The organism is Halobacillus litoralis (assembly GCF_020524025.1).
In the GTDB taxonomy this organism is placed as follows: domain Bacteria; phylum Bacillota; class Bacilli; order Bacillales; family Halobacillaceae; genus Halobacillus; species Halobacillus litoralis_D.
The window spans coordinates 13,232-30,288 of record NZ_JAIVKN010000007.1; the positions used below are offsets into that span (position 1 = coordinate 13,232).

29 protein-coding genes are annotated in these 17,057 nt (G+C 43.5%); all 29 read right to left on the bottom strand.

Features of this window, described 5'->3' with window-relative positions; genetic code table 11:
* Positions 1–11 precede the first annotated feature (11 nt).
* Positions 12–758, bottom strand: a complete 747-nt coding sequence (map, locus tag LC036_RS17640) for a type I methionyl aminopeptidase (protein WP_226585744.1) — start codon at positions 756–758, stop codon at positions 12–14.
* A complete protein-coding gene (locus LC036_RS17645) occupies positions 755–1,408 on the bottom strand; it encodes an adenylate kinase (RefSeq protein ID WP_226585746.1) in 654 nt (217 codons plus the stop codon). The genes map and LC036_RS17645 overlap by 4 nt, the downstream gene beginning before the upstream one ends.
* 43 nt (positions 1,409–1,451) lie before the next feature.
* Positions 1,452–2,744, bottom strand: a complete 1,293-nt coding sequence (gene secY / locus LC036_RS17650) for a preprotein translocase subunit SecY (protein ID WP_226585748.1) — start codon at positions 2,742–2,744, stop codon at positions 1,452–1,454.
* The gene (gene rplO, locus LC036_RS17655) at positions 2,744–3,184 is read right to left on the bottom strand and encodes a 50S ribosomal protein L15 (RefSeq protein ID WP_128524946.1); all 441 of its coding nucleotides are present in this window, start codon (positions 3,182–3,184) and stop codon (positions 2,744–2,746) included. The genes secY and rplO overlap by 1 nt, the downstream gene beginning before the upstream one ends.
* Positions 3,185–3,214: 30 nt before the next feature.
* Positions 3,215–3,397, bottom strand: coding sequence for a 50S ribosomal protein L30 (rpmD, locus tag LC036_RS17660; protein ID WP_089654426.1), 183 nt, complete (start codon positions 3,395–3,397; stop codon positions 3,215–3,217).
* Between the two features lie 18 nt (positions 3,398–3,415).
* Positions 3,416–3,910: a 30S ribosomal protein S5 gene (gene rpsE, locus LC036_RS17665; RefSeq protein WP_319004501.1), complete on the bottom strand. Its 495-nt coding sequence runs from the start codon at positions 3,908–3,910 to the stop codon at positions 3,416–3,418.
* A gap of 23 nt (positions 3,911–3,933) precedes the next feature.
* A complete protein-coding gene (rplR, locus tag LC036_RS17670) occupies positions 3,934–4,296 on the bottom strand; it encodes a 50S ribosomal protein L18 (protein ID WP_226585752.1) in 363 nt (120 codons plus the stop codon).
* Positions 4,297–4,331: 35 nt separating this feature from the next.
* Positions 4,332–4,868, bottom strand: a complete 537-nt coding sequence (rplF, locus tag LC036_RS17675; protein ID WP_226585760.1) for a 50S ribosomal protein L6 — start codon at positions 4,866–4,868, stop codon at positions 4,332–4,334.
* A gap of 30 nt (positions 4,869–4,898) precedes the next feature.
* Positions 4,899–5,297 (bottom strand): 30S ribosomal protein S8, encoded by a 399-nt coding sequence (gene rpsH, locus LC036_RS17680; RefSeq protein WP_008636048.1) that lies wholly within the window; start codon positions 5,295–5,297, stop codon positions 4,899–4,901.
* 30 nt (positions 5,298–5,327) lie between these two features.
* Positions 5,328–5,513: a type Z 30S ribosomal protein S14 gene (locus LC036_RS17685; protein WP_035511674.1), complete on the bottom strand. Its 186-nt coding sequence runs from the start codon at positions 5,511–5,513 to the stop codon at positions 5,328–5,330.
* 26 nt (positions 5,514–5,539) lie between these two features.
* The gene (gene rplE / locus LC036_RS17690; protein WP_226585762.1) at positions 5,540–6,079 is read right to left on the bottom strand and encodes a 50S ribosomal protein L5; all 540 of its coding nucleotides are present in this window, start codon (positions 6,077–6,079) and stop codon (positions 5,540–5,542) included.
* A 26-nt stretch (positions 6,080–6,105) separates the two neighbouring features.
* Positions 6,106–6,417 (bottom strand): 50S ribosomal protein L24, encoded by a 312-nt coding sequence (gene rplX / locus LC036_RS17695; RefSeq protein ID WP_035511676.1) that lies wholly within the window; start codon positions 6,415–6,417, stop codon positions 6,106–6,108.
* A gap of 39 nt (positions 6,418–6,456) precedes the next feature.
* Positions 6,457–6,825, bottom strand: a complete 369-nt coding sequence (gene rplN, locus LC036_RS17700) for a 50S ribosomal protein L14 (protein ID WP_226585764.1) — start codon at positions 6,823–6,825, stop codon at positions 6,457–6,459.
* Positions 6,826–6,867: 42 nt separating this feature from the next.
* Positions 6,868–7,131: a 30S ribosomal protein S17 gene (rpsQ, locus tag LC036_RS17705; RefSeq protein WP_226585766.1), complete on the bottom strand. Its 264-nt coding sequence runs from the start codon at positions 7,129–7,131 to the stop codon at positions 6,868–6,870.
* A gap of 24 nt (positions 7,132–7,155) precedes the next feature.
* A complete protein-coding gene (gene rpmC, locus LC036_RS17710; protein ID WP_226585768.1) occupies positions 7,156–7,356 on the bottom strand; it encodes a 50S ribosomal protein L29 in 201 nt (66 codons plus the stop codon).
* A complete protein-coding gene (rplP, locus tag LC036_RS17715; protein WP_226585770.1) occupies positions 7,346–7,780 on the bottom strand; it encodes a 50S ribosomal protein L16 in 435 nt (144 codons plus the stop codon). Before rplP ends, rpmC begins: the two co-directional genes overlap by 11 nt.
* An 18-nt stretch (positions 7,781–7,798) precedes the next feature.
* Positions 7,799–8,440 (bottom strand): 30S ribosomal protein S3, encoded by a 642-nt coding sequence (gene rpsC, locus LC036_RS17720; RefSeq protein ID WP_226585778.1) that lies wholly within the window; start codon positions 8,438–8,440, stop codon positions 7,799–7,801.
* A 3-nt stretch (positions 8,441–8,443) separates the two neighbouring features.
* Entirely contained in the window at positions 8,444–8,785 is a 342-nt protein-coding gene (gene rplV, locus LC036_RS17725; RefSeq protein ID WP_226585780.1) for a 50S ribosomal protein L22, read from the bottom strand.
* Between the two features lie 18 nt (positions 8,786–8,803).
* Positions 8,804–9,082 carry a 30S ribosomal protein S19 gene (gene rpsS / locus LC036_RS17730; protein ID WP_226585781.1) on the bottom strand — a complete coding sequence of 93 codons (279 nt, stop codon included), beginning with the start codon at positions 9,080–9,082 and terminating at the stop codon, positions 8,804–8,806.
* 57 nt (positions 9,083–9,139) lie between these two features.
* Positions 9,140–9,973: a 50S ribosomal protein L2 gene (gene rplB / locus LC036_RS17735; RefSeq protein ID WP_226585783.1), complete on the bottom strand. Its 834-nt coding sequence runs from the start codon at positions 9,971–9,973 to the stop codon at positions 9,140–9,142.
* 34 nt (positions 9,974–10,007) lie between these two features.
* On the bottom strand, positions 10,008–10,295 hold the full coding sequence (rplW, locus tag LC036_RS17740; protein WP_226585786.1) for a 50S ribosomal protein L23: 288 nt from the start codon (positions 10,293–10,295) through the stop codon (positions 10,008–10,010).
* Positions 10,295–10,918 carry a 50S ribosomal protein L4 gene (rplD, locus tag LC036_RS17745; RefSeq protein WP_226585788.1) on the bottom strand — a complete coding sequence of 208 codons (624 nt, stop codon included), beginning with the start codon at positions 10,916–10,918 and terminating at the stop codon, positions 10,295–10,297. Before rplD ends, rplW begins: the two co-directional genes overlap by 1 nt.
* A 21-nt stretch (positions 10,919–10,939) precedes the next feature.
* Complete coding sequence (gene rplC / locus LC036_RS17750) at positions 10,940–11,575, bottom strand: 50S ribosomal protein L3 (RefSeq protein ID WP_226585790.1); 636 nt, start codon at positions 11,573–11,575, stop codon at positions 10,940–10,942.
* A 31-nt stretch (positions 11,576–11,606) separates the two neighbouring features.
* Entirely contained in the window at positions 11,607–11,915 is a 309-nt protein-coding gene (gene rpsJ, locus LC036_RS17755; protein ID WP_089654435.1) for a 30S ribosomal protein S10, read from the bottom strand.
* A gap of 380 nt (positions 11,916–12,295) precedes the next feature.
* Positions 12,296–13,486: an elongation factor Tu gene (tuf, locus tag LC036_RS17760; protein WP_226585792.1), complete on the bottom strand. Its 1,191-nt coding sequence runs from the start codon at positions 13,484–13,486 to the stop codon at positions 12,296–12,298.
* Between the two features lie 120 nt (positions 13,487–13,606).
* Positions 13,607–15,685 carry an elongation factor G gene (gene fusA, locus LC036_RS17765; RefSeq protein ID WP_226585794.1) on the bottom strand — a complete coding sequence of 693 codons (2,079 nt, stop codon included), beginning with the start codon at positions 15,683–15,685 and terminating at the stop codon, positions 13,607–13,609.
* Between the two features lie 42 nt (positions 15,686–15,727).
* Complete coding sequence (rpsG, locus tag LC036_RS17770; RefSeq protein WP_160916734.1) at positions 15,728–16,198, bottom strand: 30S ribosomal protein S7; 471 nt, start codon at positions 16,196–16,198, stop codon at positions 15,728–15,730.
* Between the two features lie 51 nt (positions 16,199–16,249).
* Positions 16,250–16,669, bottom strand: coding sequence for a 30S ribosomal protein S12 (gene rpsL / locus LC036_RS17775; RefSeq protein ID WP_226585796.1), 420 nt, complete (start codon positions 16,667–16,669; stop codon positions 16,250–16,252).
* A gap of 95 nt (positions 16,670–16,764) precedes the next feature.
* Positions 16,765–17,016, bottom strand: a complete 252-nt coding sequence (locus tag LC036_RS17780) for a 50S ribosomal protein L7ae-like protein (protein WP_226585852.1) — start codon at positions 17,014–17,016, stop codon at positions 16,765–16,767.
* Positions 17,017–17,057 lie beyond the last annotated feature (41 nt).

The window sequence follows — 17,057 nt, forward strand, 5'->3', positions numbered from 1 at the left end:
ATCACCTTCATTTAGGATTTTGTTAATATTTCGTAACCCTCATCCGTAATCGCGATGGTGTGCTCAAAGTGTGCGCACATTTTCCCATCTTGAGTGACTACCGTCCAATGGTCACCAAGTGTTTTCACATAACGTGAACCAGCATTGACCATCGGTTCAACAGCTAATACCATTCCCGGTTTTAAGCGCGGACCTTTGTTTGGCGGACCATAGTGAGGAATTTGTGGATCCTCATGAAGTTCCTGCCCTACGCCATGTCCGACATATTCCCGAACTATTGAGAAGCCTTTTGGTTCTACATAGCTTTGAATGGCATGCGATATATTTGAAAGGCGTTCACCTGGTTTTGCTTCATCAAGTCCTTTTAACAATGACTGCTCAGTAACTTTCAACAATTCCAATGTGTCGTCATCAACGGTTCCGACTGGATAAGTCCATGCCGAATCCCCGTGATAACCTTTATATTTAGCACCGATATCGATACTGATAATGTCACCATCGTTCAGGACCCTATCACTAGGAATCCCATGAACGAGTTCTTCATTGACAGATGCACAGATACTGCCACGGAATCCATTATAACCTTTAAAAGAAGGGATTGCATCCATACTGCGTATGAATTCATCAGCAATCTTATCCAATTCTCCAGTTGTTATACCAGGACGGACATTTTCCTTCATTTTTTGGTGAGTCAAAGCAACGATTCGCCCTGCCTCCCGCATTATATCTAATTCCCGTGGTGTCTTACAAATAATCATTTAGCTAATTCTCCAAGCTTTTGATCAATGTCCTGAAAAACTTCGTTGATGTCTTTATCTCCTTCGAATGATGCCAAATAGCCTTTCTCCTGGTAGAAATCAAGCAGTGGTTGTTGCTGCTCCACATTGACTTCAAGACGCTTTTTAACGGTTGTCGGCTGGTCGTCTTCCCTTTGAATCAACTCGGATCCGTCATTGTCGCACTTTCCGTCCTCTTTTGGAGGATTAAAGACAACATGGTACGTTGCACCGCATGTTGGGCAGATGCGTCGTCCAGTCAGACGCTCGATGAGTTGCTCCTTAGGAACATCGATATGGAGTACATAGTCGATTGACTCTTCCATATCTGATAACAGATTCTCAAGAGCTTCTGCTTGCGCAATCGTTCTTGGGAACCCATCAAGTAAAAATCCTTTTTGACAATCCGGTTTGCTTAGACGCTCACGAACGATTCCGATGGTAACTTCATCAGGAACCAATTCGCCTTTGTCCATATATGATTTGGCTTCTTTGCCAAGTGCTGTTCCTTCTTTGATAGCTAAACGGAACATATCTCCAGTTGAGATATGAGGGATGTCATATTTTTCGACTATCTTCTCAGCCTGTGTGCCTTTACCAGCACCAGGGAGACCCATCAGAATTAAATTCAACGTGTTCCCCTCGCTCTCATATATTCATCAGCTTTCACACTAATTATTTAATAAATCCTTTATAGTGGCGTTTCACTAACTGACTTTCAAGCTGTTTCATCATTTCAAGGGCAACCCCTACCACGATTAGCAGGCTTGTTCCTCCAACTTGTACGGTTGGTGGCAGCTGCGCTACCGAACCAAGAATGATTGGAAGAATGGAGACAGCAGCTAGGAAGATCGATCCTACGAATGTCAATCTGTACATCACCCGTGTTAAATAGGTCTCTGTGTTTGCACCAGGACGTATTCCAGGGATGTAACCGCCTTGTTTCTTCAAGTTTTCAGCCATCTGCTCCGGATTAACCTGAACAAATGTGTAGAAGTAGGTGAAGGCGATGATTAAAGCTACATAGATAATCATTCCAGGCCAGTTTTGGTAATCAAAGATATATTGAATTACAGAGGCTACTTCACTGTTTTCAAAGAAACCAGCGACTGTTCTCGGTGCAATAATGAATGATATCGCAAAGATAACAGGAATTACCCCTGCAGCATTTACTTTGAGTGGTAGGTGAGTAGAGTGCCCACCTACTGGCGAACGGTTTACCATACGTTTCGCATATTGAATAGGAATCTTACGCAGGGCTTGTTGGATGAAGATAACACCGACAACAACCGCAATAATAACAAGTGCAATCAAAGCAAGAATTACTAAGTTAATGAACAGTTCTTCTCCTGCACCAGAAATGTACTGATCGTACAACTGGTTCACACCTGTTGGGATTGCAGCAACGATTCCTGCGAAAATAAGAATGGATATTCCGTTACCGACGCCATGTGCAGTGATTTGCTCACCAAGCCACATAAGAAACGCAGTTCCGCCCGTTAATACAAGAGCGATGACGATGAACTTAGTTACACCTGGATTTGTGATCAACTGACCCCCTGCCAGAGCGTTAAAACCAATCGACATGCCTATTGCTTGAACGAAAGCAAGAACGATCGTTCCATAGCGGGTAAACTGAGCTAATTTTCGACGACCAACCTCACCTTGCTGTTTCCATTCCGCAAACTTCGGCACTACATCCATCTGCAGTAGCTGCATAATGATGGAGGCAGTAATGTAGGGCATAATCCCCATGGCAAAGATGGAGAAGTTCTGCAATGCCCCGCCTCCGAATGTGTTCAGGAAGCCGAACGCATTCTGTTCGTCCATGAATGTGATCGCATCTCTATTTGTGAAAGGCACTGGGATAAATGTTCCCAGGCGAAACACAACGAGCATCAACAAAGTGAATATGATTTTCCGTCGAATATCACCCACGCGCATAAAATTGGAGATTGTCCGGAACATTAAATCACCTCAGTTTGACCGCCCGCCGCTTCAATTGCTTCTTTAGCGGAAGCAGAGAACTTGTGAGCTTTCACTGTAAGTTTCTTTTCGATTGAACCTTTAGCCAATACTTTAATGCCAGCTTTTTGGTTGCTTACCACGCCGGATTCAAGCAATAGCTCAGGAGTAACCTCTGTGCCTTCATCAAAACGATTTAGCGCATCAAGGTTAATAATCGCAAATTCCTTACGGTGAACGTTAGTGAAACCACGCTTAGGCAAGCGTTGGAATAGTGGCATTTGACCACCTTCGAAACCTGGACGAGTCTTGCTACCAGAACGTTGACCTTGACCTTTATGGCCGCGTCCGGAAGTTTTACCGTTACCAGATGCCATACCACGACCTACGCGGTTACGTTCTTTACGAGTACCTTTAGCCGCTTTTAGTTCATGCAGTTTCATGCGTTGCACCTCCTTATTACGTTTGTGTAATTATACTTCTTTAACCGAAACTAGGTGAGACACCTTATTAGCCATACCTCGGATCGCTGGGTTATCTTCAAGTACGACAGTTTGACGGATCTTATTCAGACCTAGCGCCTTGACAGTAGAGCGCTGATCCTGCGGTCTACCAATAACACTGCGCGTGAGGGTAATTTCTAACTGTTTAGCCATTTTATTTCCCTCCTTATCCTACAGTTCTTCTACAGACTTCCCACGAAGTCTTGCGACATCTTCAGCACGCTTAAGCTCGCTAAGTCCAGTGATTGTAGCACGCACCATGTTGATTGGTGTGTTAGAACCAAGTGACTTAGATAGGATGTCTTGAACACCTGCAAGCTCAAGTACCGCACGTACTGGTCCACCAGCAATAACTCCAGTACCTTCTGCTGCCGGCTTCATAAGAATGTTACCTGCACCAAAACGTCCGTTGATATCGTGAGGAATTGTCGTGTCTTTAACTGGTACTGTGATTAGATTTTTCTTCGCATCATCAATGGCTTTTTTGATCGCTTCTGGTACTTCTTGTGCTTTACCTGTACCAAAACCTACATGACCATTTTTATCTCCTACAACAACCAATGCAGCAAAACGGAAACGACGTCCACCTTTTACTACCTTAGCTACACGATTGATGGTAACTACGCGTTCTTCAAGATCAAGTTTGTTAGGGTCGATGTTTGTAATCATATATGTCCCTCCTTTATCTATTAAAATTCAAGGCCGGCTTCGCGAGCGGCTTCTGCTAGAGCTTTCACACGTCCGTGATACAAGTAACCTCCGCGGTCAAATACAACAACTTTATACCCGTTGTCGATTGCACGCTTAGCTACCATTTCACCAACTTTTTTCGCAGCTTCTACGTTTCCAGTGTTATCTAGATCAAAACCGTTGTCTACAGTGGATGCACTCGCAACTGTAACTTGGCTTTCATCGTTGATAAGCTGAGCGTAAATGTGATTGTTAGAGCGATATACGTTCAAGCGTGGGCGTTCGGCTGTACCGAAAACATTCTTACGTACACGCGCATGACGCTTTTTACGTACGACATTTTTATCTGCCTTCGTGATCATCTGGGTCACTCCTTTCTATACATTACCTAAGAACCTTATTTAGCTGTCTTACCTTCTTTTCTGCGTACTTTTTCGCCTTCGTAGCGAATTCCTTTACCTTTGTAAGGCTCTGGAGGACGGATTGCACGAATCTTAGCTGCAACAGCGCCAACAAGTTCTTTATCGATACCTTTAATCGTAACCTTTGTGTTAGAAGGAACTTCGATTTCGATACCTTCACGATTCTCAACCTCTACAGGGTGGGAGTAACCAGCGTTGATTACAACTTTTTCGCCCTGTTTCTGAGCACGGTAACCTACACCGATGATCTCAAGGTTCTTTTCAAAACCTTTAGAAACACCTTCAACCATGTTGGCGATCAGGCTGCGTGTTGTTCCGTGAAGAGCACGGTGTTCTTTGTGATCGCTTGGACGTGATACAGAAAGAACGTTATTTTCGATGTTTACAGTGATGTCCTTGTGGAATGTACGAGACAATTCCCCTTTAGGACCCTTAACTGTAATTGTGTTGTTATCCTGAATAACTTCAACGCCTTCAGGGATTTCAAGAGTTTTTAAACCTACGCGAGACATATTATTGCACCTCCTGTCTGATCTGTTTTTTTACCAGACGTAAGCTAGAACTTCGCCACCGATGGCTTGTTCGCGAGCTTCTTTGTCTGTCAATACACCTTTTGAAGTAGATACGACGGCTACACCTAATCCGTTAAGAACTTTTGGAAGTTCTTCAGCATTAGCGTAAACACGTAGACCTGGTTTACTGATTCGCTTCACACCAGTAATAACACGCTCGTTGTTTTGACCGTACTTAAGGAAGATGCGAAGAACGCCTTGCTTGTTGTCTTCAACAAATTCGTAATCACGTACAAAACCTTCACGCTTAAGGATATCAGCGATTTCTTTTTTAACGTTAGAAGCTGGTAGTTCAAGCTTCTCGTGACGCACCATGTTAGCGTTACGAATACGCGTCAGCATATCTGCAATTGGATCTGTCATTGTCATAACTCATTTACCTCCTTCCCTGTTACGGGTTTACCAGCTGGCTTTTTTGACACCAGGGATTTGTCCTTTATATGCAAGTTCACGGAAACAAATACGGCAAAGCTTAAACTTACGAAGTACGGAATGCGGGCGTCCGCAACGTTCACAACGAGTGTACTCGCGTACTTGGTACTTCTGTTTACGCTGTTGCTTCGCGACCATTGATTTTTTAGCCACTATTTTCCCTCCTTATGGTTAGCTCATTATTTTTGAAACGGCATGCCGAATTGAGCTAATAGTTCACGGGCTTCTTCGTCAGAGTCAGCTGTAGTGACAAGAACGATATCCATACCACGCACTTTGTTTACTTTATCATAATCGATTTCTGGGAAAATCAATTGCTCTTTAACACCAAGCGTGTAGTTTCCACGACCATCGAAAGCTTTCTTAGAAATACCACGGAAGTCACGCACACGCGGCAAGGATACGGAAATCAGTTTTTGGAAGAATTCGTACATGCGCTCACCACGAAGTGTAACCTTCGCACCGATAGGCATACCTTCACGTAGACGGAATCCAGCGATTGATTTCTTAGCTTTAGTGATGACCGGTTTTTGACCAGTAATCATTGTTAGTTCTTCAACTGCAGTATCAAGTGCTTTTGCGTTCTGAACCGCATCACCAACACCCATGTTGATAACGATCTTTTCAAGTTTAGGTGTCTGCATGATGGAATCATATTCAAATTTGTTCATTAAAGATGGAACAATTTCTTCTTTATATTGTTTCTTTAGTTCGTTCATCGTGTGGCCCTCCTTTCATCTATGGGTTATTTATCTAGTGCTTCACCAGATTTTTTCGCGATACGAACCTTCTTGCCGTCCTCGACTTTATAACCAACACGTGTCGGCTCACCAGTCTTAGGATCAATTGGCATTACGTTAGATACGTGGATCGCTGCTTCTTGTGTTAGGATTCCACCTTGTGGATTCTCTTGAGAAGGTTTAGCGTGCTTTTTAACTTCGTTCACACCTTCAACAAGAACACGATCTTTCTTTGGATAAGCTTCAAGGATTGTTCCTTGCTTGCCTTTATCCTTACCAGTAATAACCATTACTTTGTCACCTTTTTTTACGTGCATTCTTCGCGCACCTCCTTAACAAGGCATTTCATTCAGACTTTATAATACTTCTGGAGCTAGAGATACAATCTTCATGAACTTAGCATCACGAAGCTCACGAGCTACCGGTCCAAAGATACGAGTACCGCGTGGTCCTTTATCTTCACGAACGATTACTGCTGCGTTTTCATCAAAACGAATGTAGGAACCATCCTTACGGCGTACTCCACTCTTAGAACGTACGATAACAGCTTTAACTACTTCACCTTTTTTAACAACGCCCCCTGGTGTTGCCTGTTTCACAGTAGCAGTGATGATATCACCAATGTTAGCTGTCTTACGGCCGGATCCACCCAATACTTTAATTGTCTGGATTTCACGTGCACCAGAGTTGTCTGCAACTTTCAGACGAGACTCCTGTTGAATCATACCATGTAACCTCCCTTCGGATTAACTCCGAGCGAACTTTAATTAGATAATGACAGACTCTTCTACAACTTCAAGCAAACGGAAACGCTTGGATGCGGATAATGGACGAGTTTCCATGATGCTCACGATGTCGCCGTTTTTAGCTTGGTTGTTTTCGTCATGTGCTTTAAGCTTTTTAGAATACTTTACGCGCTTGCCGTAAAGCTTGTGGAACTTATAAGTTTCTACTAGTACAGTGATGGTTTTATCCATCTTGTCAGAAACGACACGGCCAGTATAAACTTTACGATTATTACGTTCAGTCATGTGAGGGTGACCTCCTCTCATCTATTAGTTATTTACGCCTAGCTCACGTTCACGAGCAACAGTCTTCATACGAGCGATGGACTTGCGAACTTCACGGATACGTGTAGTGTTCTCAAGTTGACCTGTTGCCAATTGGAAGCGTAGGTTGAAAAGTTCTTCTTTAAGAGACTTAACTTTTTGTTCAATTTCGGCAGTGGTTAATTCGCGGATCTCATTAGCCTTCATTGATTTCACCACCAATTTCTTCACGTTTTACGAATTTTGTACGAATCGGAAGTTTGTGGGAAGCAAGACGAAGTGCTTCGCGAGCAACCTCTTCAGAAACTCCTGCGATTTCGAACATAATTTTCCCTGGTTTCACTACAGCTACGAAACCTTCTGGAGCACCTTTACCGGAACCCATACGTACTTCTAGGGGTTTAGCAGTATAAGGCTTATCAGGGAAGATTTTAATCCAAACTTTACCGCCACGCTTCATGTAACGAGTCATCGCGATACGAGATGCCTCGATTTGGCGGGCTGTGATCCATGCTGGATCAATGGCTTGCAAACCATATTCACCGAAAGCAACTTCAGTACCGCCCTTAGCACGGCCTTTTAAGCTAGTACGGTGTTGACGACGATATTTTACACGTTTAGGCATTAACATAATGCTTTTCCCCCTTCCTTATTTATCAGTTTTAGTTGGAAGGACTTCTCCACGGTAGATCCACACTTTAACACCTAGTTTACCGTAAGTTGTGTCTGCTTCTGCAGTTCCGTAATCGATATCTGCACGAAGAGTGTGTAGTGGTACTGTTCCTTCACTGTAATATTCAGCACGAGCGATATCTGCGCCACCTAGACGACCAGATACTTGGGTACGAATCCCTTTAGCTCCTGCACGCATAGCGCGTTGTAGAGTTTGTTTTTGAGCACGACGGAAAGATACACGGTTTTCCAATTGACGTGCGATATTGTCAGCTACAAGTGTAGCGTCAAGATCTGGTTTCTTCACTTCAACGATGTTGATGTGAACACGTTTACCAGTGAGTTGGTTTAGAGCTTTACGAAGTGCTTCGACTTCAGAACCGCCTTTACCGATAACCATTCCTGGTTTAGCTGTGTGCACAGTAATGTTTACACGGTTTGCTGCACGTTCGATTTCTACCCTGGAAAGAGCAGCATCTTTAAGACGATTTTCAACATATTCACGAATTTTAATGTCTTCATGTAACAAGTCTGCATAGTCTTTGCCAGCGTACCACTTGGATTCCCAGTCGCGGATAACGCCGATACGAAGACCTACCGGATTAATTTTTTGACCCACTGATTATCCCTCCTTTTTTTCTGATACGACCACTGTGATGTGGCTTGTGCGTTTGTTGATTTGGCTTGCGCGGCCCATTGCACGAGGACGGAAACGTTTAAGTGTTACGCCTTCGTTTACAAACGCTTCGGAAACGTATAGGTTTTCCGGATCCATTTCATAATTGTGTTCTGCGTTAGCGATCGCAGAGTTAAGAAGTTTCTCAACTACTGGAGATGCGCCGCGATTTTTCAGACGAAGTGTCGCTATCGCTTCACCTACATCTTTTCCTCGAATTAAATCAATGACTAGACGAGCTTTACGAGGAGCGATACGAACGGTTTTAGCAACTGCTTTAGCTTGCATTAGAGTGCCTCCTCTCTATTAACGTTTTGTTTTCTTATCGTCACCAGAGTGTCCCTTGAACGTACGGGTTGGTGCGAATTCACCTAGTTTATGACCTACCATGTCTTCAGTCACATAAACTGGCACGTGTTTACGACCGTCATATACGGCGATTGTGTGTCCGACAAAGTTAGGGAAGATAGTAGAACGGCGAGACCAAGTCTTTACGACCTGCTGTTTGTTATCTTCGTTCAACTTTTCAACTTTTTTCATTAAATGATCATCTACAAAAGGTCCTTTTTTCAGGCTGCGGCCCATGAATAAACCTCCCTTCGCGATTGAGAGACGGGTGTTTCTGCCCGCCCGACAATCCCGTTATTTTTTACCGCGTCTACGTACGATATATTTATCAGACGGCTTGTTGCGTTTTCTCGTCTTGTATCCAAGAGTTGGTTTACCCCATGGAGATACTGGAGATGGCATACCGATTGGCGCGCGTCCTTCACCACCACCGTGTGGGTGATCACTAGGGTTCATTACAGAACCACGTACTGTAGGGCGCTTACCTTTCCAACGAGAACGTCCAGCTTTACCAACACTGATCAATTCGTGCTCCAGGTTACCAACTTGACCGATTGTTGCACGGCAAGAGCTTAGTACCAGGCGAACTTCACCAGATGTTAGACGTACAAGTGTATATTTTTCTTCACGACCAAGGATTTGTGCAGAAGCACCTGCAGAACGGACAAGTTGTCCACCGCGTCCTGGTTTTAATTCAACGTTGTGTACAACAGTACCAACTGGAATATCTTTAAGCTGAAGAGCATTACCTGGTTTGATATCTGCACCTTCACCAGAAATGATTTCCGTGCCAACCTTAACACCTTTTGGAGCTAAGATATAGCGCTTTTCACCATCAACATAGTTGATTAGTGCAATGTTAGCGGAACGGTTAGGATCGTATTCAACTGTAGCAACGCGGCCAGGTATTCCATCTTTGTCGCGCTTAAAGTCGATAATACGATACTGACGCTTATGACCTCCGCCCTGATGACGAACTGTCAGCTTACCTTGGTTATTACGTCCACCTTTTTTATGAAGCGGAGTGACAAGGGAGCGTTCAGGTTTGTCAGTAGTGATTTCTGCGAAGTCAGATACTGACATGTGTCGACGACCGTTTGTAATAGGTCTGAACTTTTTAATCGCCATCTTTAATTCCCTCCTTCATTAATCAATTTGTGATTTATACTTCAAAGAATTCTAGTTCTTCGCTGTCCTGAGTCAAAGTGATTACTGCTTTTTTACGGTCAGAACGGTAGCCGCCGTAACGACCCATACGCTTGAATTTACCTTTAAGGTTCATTGTGTTAACAGAAGCAACACTTACACCAAAGATTTCTTGAACTGCGTTCTTAATCTCAGTTTTGTTAGCTTTTGTGCTAACTTCAAACGTATATTTCTTTTCTCCCATAAGATCAGCAGAATGTTCAGTAATGACAGGGCGCTTGATAATATCGCGTGGTTCTTTCATTATGAGAGCACCTCCCCTGCTTTTTCAGCTGCTTCCTTAGTAAGGATCAGCTTGTCATGCGTTAGCAAGTCTAACACACTTACTTGTTCTACAGGAAGACTTTTCACTGTAGGGATATTGTTAGAAGAAAGAGCAACGTTTTCGTCGTCACCTGCTGTAACGATCAATGCTTTTTCGTTCACATCCAGCGCTTTAAGAATGTTTACTACTTCTTTTGTTTTAGGAGCATCTAAAGAAAGGCTCTCAAGAACAATGATGTTCTCTTCTTGAACTTTAGAAGAGTAAGCAGACTGTAGTGCTAGACGGCGTACTTTTTTAGGCATTGTGTAGCTGTAGCTACGTGGTGTTGGACCGAATACAGTTCCACCGCCAACCCATTGTGGTGAACGGATAGACCCTTGACGTGCACGGCCTGTACCTTTTTGGCGCCATGGTTTGCGTCCTCCGCCACTAACTTCAGAACGTCCTTTTACTTTGTGTGTGCCTTGACGCAGATTTGCGCGTTGCATCAACACAGTTTCGTGTAATACGTGAGTATTAGGTTCAATACCAAATACAGATTCATTTAGTTCGATTTCACCAACGTTAGAACCGCTTTGGTTTAATAGTGCTACTTTAGGCATGACATATCCTCCCTTCGTTTATTATTTGCTAGCCTTAACTGCACTTGTGATCTTAACGTAAGATTTTTTCGCGCCTGGAACATTACCTTTAATAAGTAGAAGATTACGCTCAGCGTCCACTTTAACTACTTCAAGGTTTTGCAAGGTAACTGTTTCAGATCCCATTTGTCCTGCAAGACCTTTGCCTTTGAAGACTTTCGCAGGGTCTGCACCTTGTCCCATAGAACCAGATCTACGTTGGAAACGAGAACCGTGAGTTTTAGGGCCAGTGGATTGGTTGTGGCGCTTGATTGCACCTTGGAATCCTTTACCTTTAGAAGTTCCTGTAACGTCAATTACGTCACCAGCTTCGAAAATATCAACTTTAACCTCTTGACCAAGTTCGTGGTCATCAAGGTTTGCATTACGGAATTCACGAATGTAGCGCTTAGGTGATGTGCTTGCTTTGTCAGCATGCCCTTGAGCAGCTTTCTTCAAACGATTTGATTTTTCATCAGCAAAACCTAGTTGAATTGCTTCATACCCGTCGTTTTCAGTAGTTTTCTTTTGAAGAACCACGTTTGGTTCAGCTTGAATTACTGTTACAGGGATCAACTCTCCATTATCGGAGAAAACTTGTGTCATGCCGACTTTACGTCCTAAGATTCCTTTCGTCATCCGTTACACCTCCTATTATCTAACGATATATTTATAGTTTGATTTCGATATCCACACCAGATGGTAGATCCAAACGCATAAGTGAATCAACAGTCTGTGGTGTTGGATTAACAATGTCGATAAGACGTTTGTGTGTGCGCATTTCGAATTGCTCACGAGAGTCTTTATACTTGTGAGTCGCACGAAGTACAGTATATACAGAACGCTCAGTTGGAAGCGGGATTGGACCAGATACATTAGCACCGGAACGCTTCGCTGTGTCTACGATCTTTTCTGCGGACTGATCAAGTACTCTGTGATCATACGCTTTTAAACGAATACGAATTTTCTCTTTTGCCATTATTTTCCCTCCTTCTTCGCCCATTTTTAAAATAGACATTCTCCGCGAAAAAACTTGAACACTAGCCATGGCAAAGGGGCCGGGTGTGTCAACAACCTTTCGCTTCATCGCCTTTTATGACCAACATTATTCATTATATAGAAGAATTGCGGTCAATGCAAGGATAAATCCATAAATATTTTATCTATGAACACTTAAAATATTATACTAACGTTAGAGCCATTTTTCAACCATAAATTGAGTGTGCTCTAGTACCCAGAGCTTCCCTGTCTCTTTTAAAATCCATTTTATATTAAAACAAATATTTGTAGATGTTTCAACCATAGGATTAAAAAAAGAACAGCAGCTATAAGCTGCTGTTCTTTTATATAGTAGTAAGATTACTTAGTGATTGTAGAAACAACACCAGAACCTACTGTACGTCCACCTTCACGGATAGAGAAACGAGTACCGTCTTCGATCGCGATTGGGGAGATAAGTTCAACTGTCATTTCAACGTTGTCCCCAGGCATAACCATTTCTACGCCTTCAGGAAGTTGAATAACACCAGTTACGTCCGTAGTACGGAAGTAGAACTGTGGGCGGTAGTTAGAGAAGAATGGAGTGTGACGTCCACCTTCGTCTTTAGCTAGTACATAAACTTCAGCTTTGAAGTTTGTGTGTGGTGTGATAGAACCAGGCTTAGCTAGTACCTGACCACGGTTGATGTCTTCACGGTTAACACCACGAAGAAGTGCACCAATGTTATCGCCAGCTTCAGCATAGTCAAGAAGCTTACGGAACATTTCAACACCAGTTACAGTTGTTTTGCGGGACTCTTCAGCCATACCGATGATTTCGATTTCGTCACCGACTTTAACTTGACCACGCTCAACACGACCAGTTGCTACTGTACCACGACCAGTGATAGAGAATACATCCTCAACTGGCATCATGAATGGCTTGTCAGTGTCACGGTCTGGAGTTGGAACGTACTCGTCAACTGCATCCATTAGGTCATAGATAGCTTGCTCGTATTTCTCTTCACCTTCAAGAGCTTTAAGAGCAGAACCGCTGATTACTGGTACATCGTCACCATCGAAGTCGTACTCAGAAAGAAGGTCACGAACTTCCATTTCAACTAGTTCAAGAAGTTCTTCGTCGTCTACCATGTCAACTTTGTTCAAGAATACAACAATCGCTGGAACACCTACGTTTTTAGAAAGTAGGATGTGCTCACGAGTTTGTGGCATTGGACCGTCAGCTGCAGATACAACTAGGATCGCGCCGTCCATTTGTGCAGCACCAGTGATCATGTTCTTAACGTAGTCCGCGTGACCTGGGCAGTCAACGTGTGCATAGTGACGAGATTCTGTTTCATACTCAACGTGTGCAGTGGAGATTGTAATTCCACGCTCGCGCTCTTCTGGAGCACCGTCGATCATGTCATATGCCATAGCTTCACCAGAACCAGATTTCTTGTGAAGTACTGTAGTGATCGCTGCAGTTAGAGTTGTTTTACCGTGGTCAACGTGTCCAATAGTACCAATGTTAACGTGGGATTTGGACCGGTCAAATTTTTCTTTAGCCATTGTATATTTCCTCCTTTAAAATAAGTAAAAGTTTGGTTTTAATTTTATAGAAAGCCAAGGAGTGGGTTCCACTCCTAAGCTTACAATACAAGTTATACTTTAACTTGTCTAAAAAATCAATTATTCACCAGCATTTTTCTTGATGATTTCCTCAGAGATGCTCTTCGGAACTTCTTCATAGTGGTCGAAGTGCATTGTATAAGTTCCGCGTCCTTGCGTGTTGGAACGCAACGCTGTTGCATAACCGAACATTTCAGATAGTGGAACAAACGCTTTAACCACTTGTGCATTACCACGAGTTTCCATACCTTCTACACGTCCACGACGGGAAGTTACGTCACCCATGATGTCGCCCATGTATTCCTCAGGAATAACAACTTCTACTTTCATCATTGGTTCAAGTAGAACAGGCTTACACTTGTTTTTAGCTTCTTTAAGTGCCATGGAAGCGGCAACTTTAAAGGCCATTTCGTTGGAGTCGACGTCGTGGTAAGAACCGTCATAAAGAGTTGCTTTGATGTCTACCATAGGGTATCCAGCCAATACACCATTCTCCAAGGATTCTTTAATTCCTTGTTCTACAGATGGAATGTATTCACGTGGAACGACACCACCGACAATCTTGTTAACGAATTCGAAGCCAGCGCCTTCTTCGTTTGGTTCGAACTCAACCCAAACGTGACCGAATTGTCCACGACCACCGGATTGACGAACGAATTTACCTTCCACTTGTGCACTCGCACGGAATGTTTCGCGGTAGGCAACTTGTGGAGCACCAATGTTCGCTTCAACTTTGAACTCACGCTTCAGACGGTCAACGATAATGTCAAGGTGAAGCTCACCCATACCAGCAATGATCGTTTGACCAGTTTCAACGTTAGTCTCTGTTTGGAACGTTGGATCTTCTTCAGCTAGTTTACCAAGGGCAATCGCCATTTTATCTTGGTCTGCTTTAGATTTAGGTTCGATAGCTACAGAGATAACTGGTTCAGGGAATTCCATGGATTCAAGAATAACCAGACTCTTTTCATCACAAATGGTATCACCTGTTCCTGTATCCTTAAGGCCTACCGCACCTGCGATATCACCTGCGTATACAGTTGAGATCTCTTCACGAGAGTTTGCGTGCATTTGAAGGATACGACCAACACGTTCACGCTTATCTTTCGTGGAGTTTTTAACGTATGATCCGGCACTCAAAGTTCCGGAGTACACACGGAAGAAGGTTAGTTTACCAACATAAGGGTCTGTTGCAACTTTAAATGCCAATGCAGAGAATGGCTCGTTGTCGTCAGCCTTACGGACAACCCCTTCTTCAGTTTGTGGTACATGTCCTTCAATTGGAGGTACATCTAATGGAGATGGAAGGTAATCGATAACACCATCAATTAGAAGTTGTACACCTTTGTTCTTGAAGGCAGAACCACAGAACACTGGGTAGAATTCAACACTTAGAGTAGCTGTACGAATTGCATTCTTCAGCTGTTCGTTAGTGATTTCTTCTCCCTCAAGGTACTGCATCATCAAGTCTTCATCAAGTTCCGCAACTGACTCTACAAGTTTGCCGCGGTACTCTTCAGCTTGATCTTTGTACTCATCTGGAATTGGGCGTGCTTCCGCACGAGTTCCCAAGTCATCCATGTAGTAGTATGCTTCCATTGTTACAAGATCGATGATTCCTTCGAATTCATCTTCTGCACCAATAGGAAGTTGAACAGCAGCTGCATTTGCTCCAAGGCGGTCTTTCAAAGTGCCAAGGGAGTAGATGAAGTCAGCGCCGATTTTATCCATTTTGTTTACGAATACAATACGTGGAACGCCGTAAGTTGTAGCCTGGCGCCAAACAGTTTCTGTTTGAGGCTCAACACCAGATTGTGCGTCAAGGACAGCTACAGATCCATCAAGTACACGAAGGGAACGTTCAACTTCAACTGTGAAGTCTACGTGTCCAGGTGTATCAATGATGTTGATACGGTGGTCTTTCCACTGAGCAGTTGTAGCGGCGGAAGTGATTGTGATTCCGCGCTCTTGTTCCTGCTCCATCCAGTCCATCTGGGAAGCTCCTTCGTGAGTTTCACCAATTTTGTGGATACGTCCTGTATAGAAAAGAATACGCTCTGTCGCCGTTGTTTTACCAGCGTCGATGTGAGCCATGATCCCGATATTCCGAGTCTTTTCCAAGGAGAACTCTCTAGCCATGAATCTTTCTCCTTCCTGTTTGAACCTTTATTTTTTTGGTTATTACCAACGGTAGTGAGCGAATGCTTTGTTCGCTTCTGCCATTTTGTGCATTTCTTCGCGACGTTTCACAGATGCACCTGTGTTATTTGCAGCGTCAAGAATTTCGTTAGCTAGGCGTTCTTCCATCGTTTTCTCTCCGCGAAGACGCGCATAGTTTACGATGAAACGCAAGCCTAGTGCCTGGCGACGTTCTGGACGAACCTCAACAGGTACCTGATAGTTGGAACCACCTACACGACGAGCGCGTACCTCCAATACAGGCATAACGTTCTTCATTGCTTGATCAAATGCTTCCATAGCGTCATTGCCGCTACGTTCTTGAACAAGTTCAAATGCTTTATAAAGGATTTTCTGTGCTTTACCGCGCTGACCGTTAACCATAATTTGGTTGATCAAGCGAGTAACAAGCTTAGAGTTATACATCGGATCTGGTAACACATCACGTTTAGCTACTGGACCTTTACGTGGCATATGTTCCCCTCCCTTCTTAAAAGTTTTATTTAAGCGGTATAGTTATACCGATTATTTTTTAGCTTTCGGTTTCTTCGTACCGTATTTAGAACGGCCTTGCATACGACCTTCAACACTTGCTGTGTCAAGAGCTCCACGTACAACGGTGTAACGTACACCCGGCAAGTCTTTAACTTTACCGCCACGGATAAGAACAACACTGTGCTCTTGTAGGTTGTGGCCTTCACCAGGGATATAAGCGTTAACCTCAAGCTGGTTAGTTAGACGAACACGTGCATACTTACGTAGGGCCGAGTTCGGTTTCTTAGGTGTCATTGTACCAACACGTGTGCAAACACCACGTTTTTGTGGAGAAGAAAGGTCAGTCATACGCTTTCTATAGCTATTGTAACCTTTGTTCAAAGCTGGAGCTTTTGACTGCTTCGTTTTGCTCACGCGTCCTTTACGTACCAATTGGTTAATTGTTGGCATTTTTGTATCCTCCCTTCAACATTTTTTAATACCACACATCCAGGTGGTTCATAAAAAGGCAAAAAACAAAGCTTTCGCGTGTAAACGCCAAAACTTTATTGCTTTATCGCCACTGTAGCCGCACCAACATCAATACCACATGCATTCCCGAGCTCTTCCATAGAAGGGACTCGTGTGTGAGGAATGTTCAGTTGTTTGGCCAGATCAGCTACTTTCAATGTCATCGACTGATCTGCATCGTCAGCCGTTATGACTTCAACCACTTCACCATTCTTCATGGCTTTTAGTGTTTGTTTAGTTCCAATGATTATATCGGAATTAGCCTGTGCTACTTTTTCATAAGACATCTTCATATCCTCCAAAGTAACAAGGATAAATGGAAGCACCT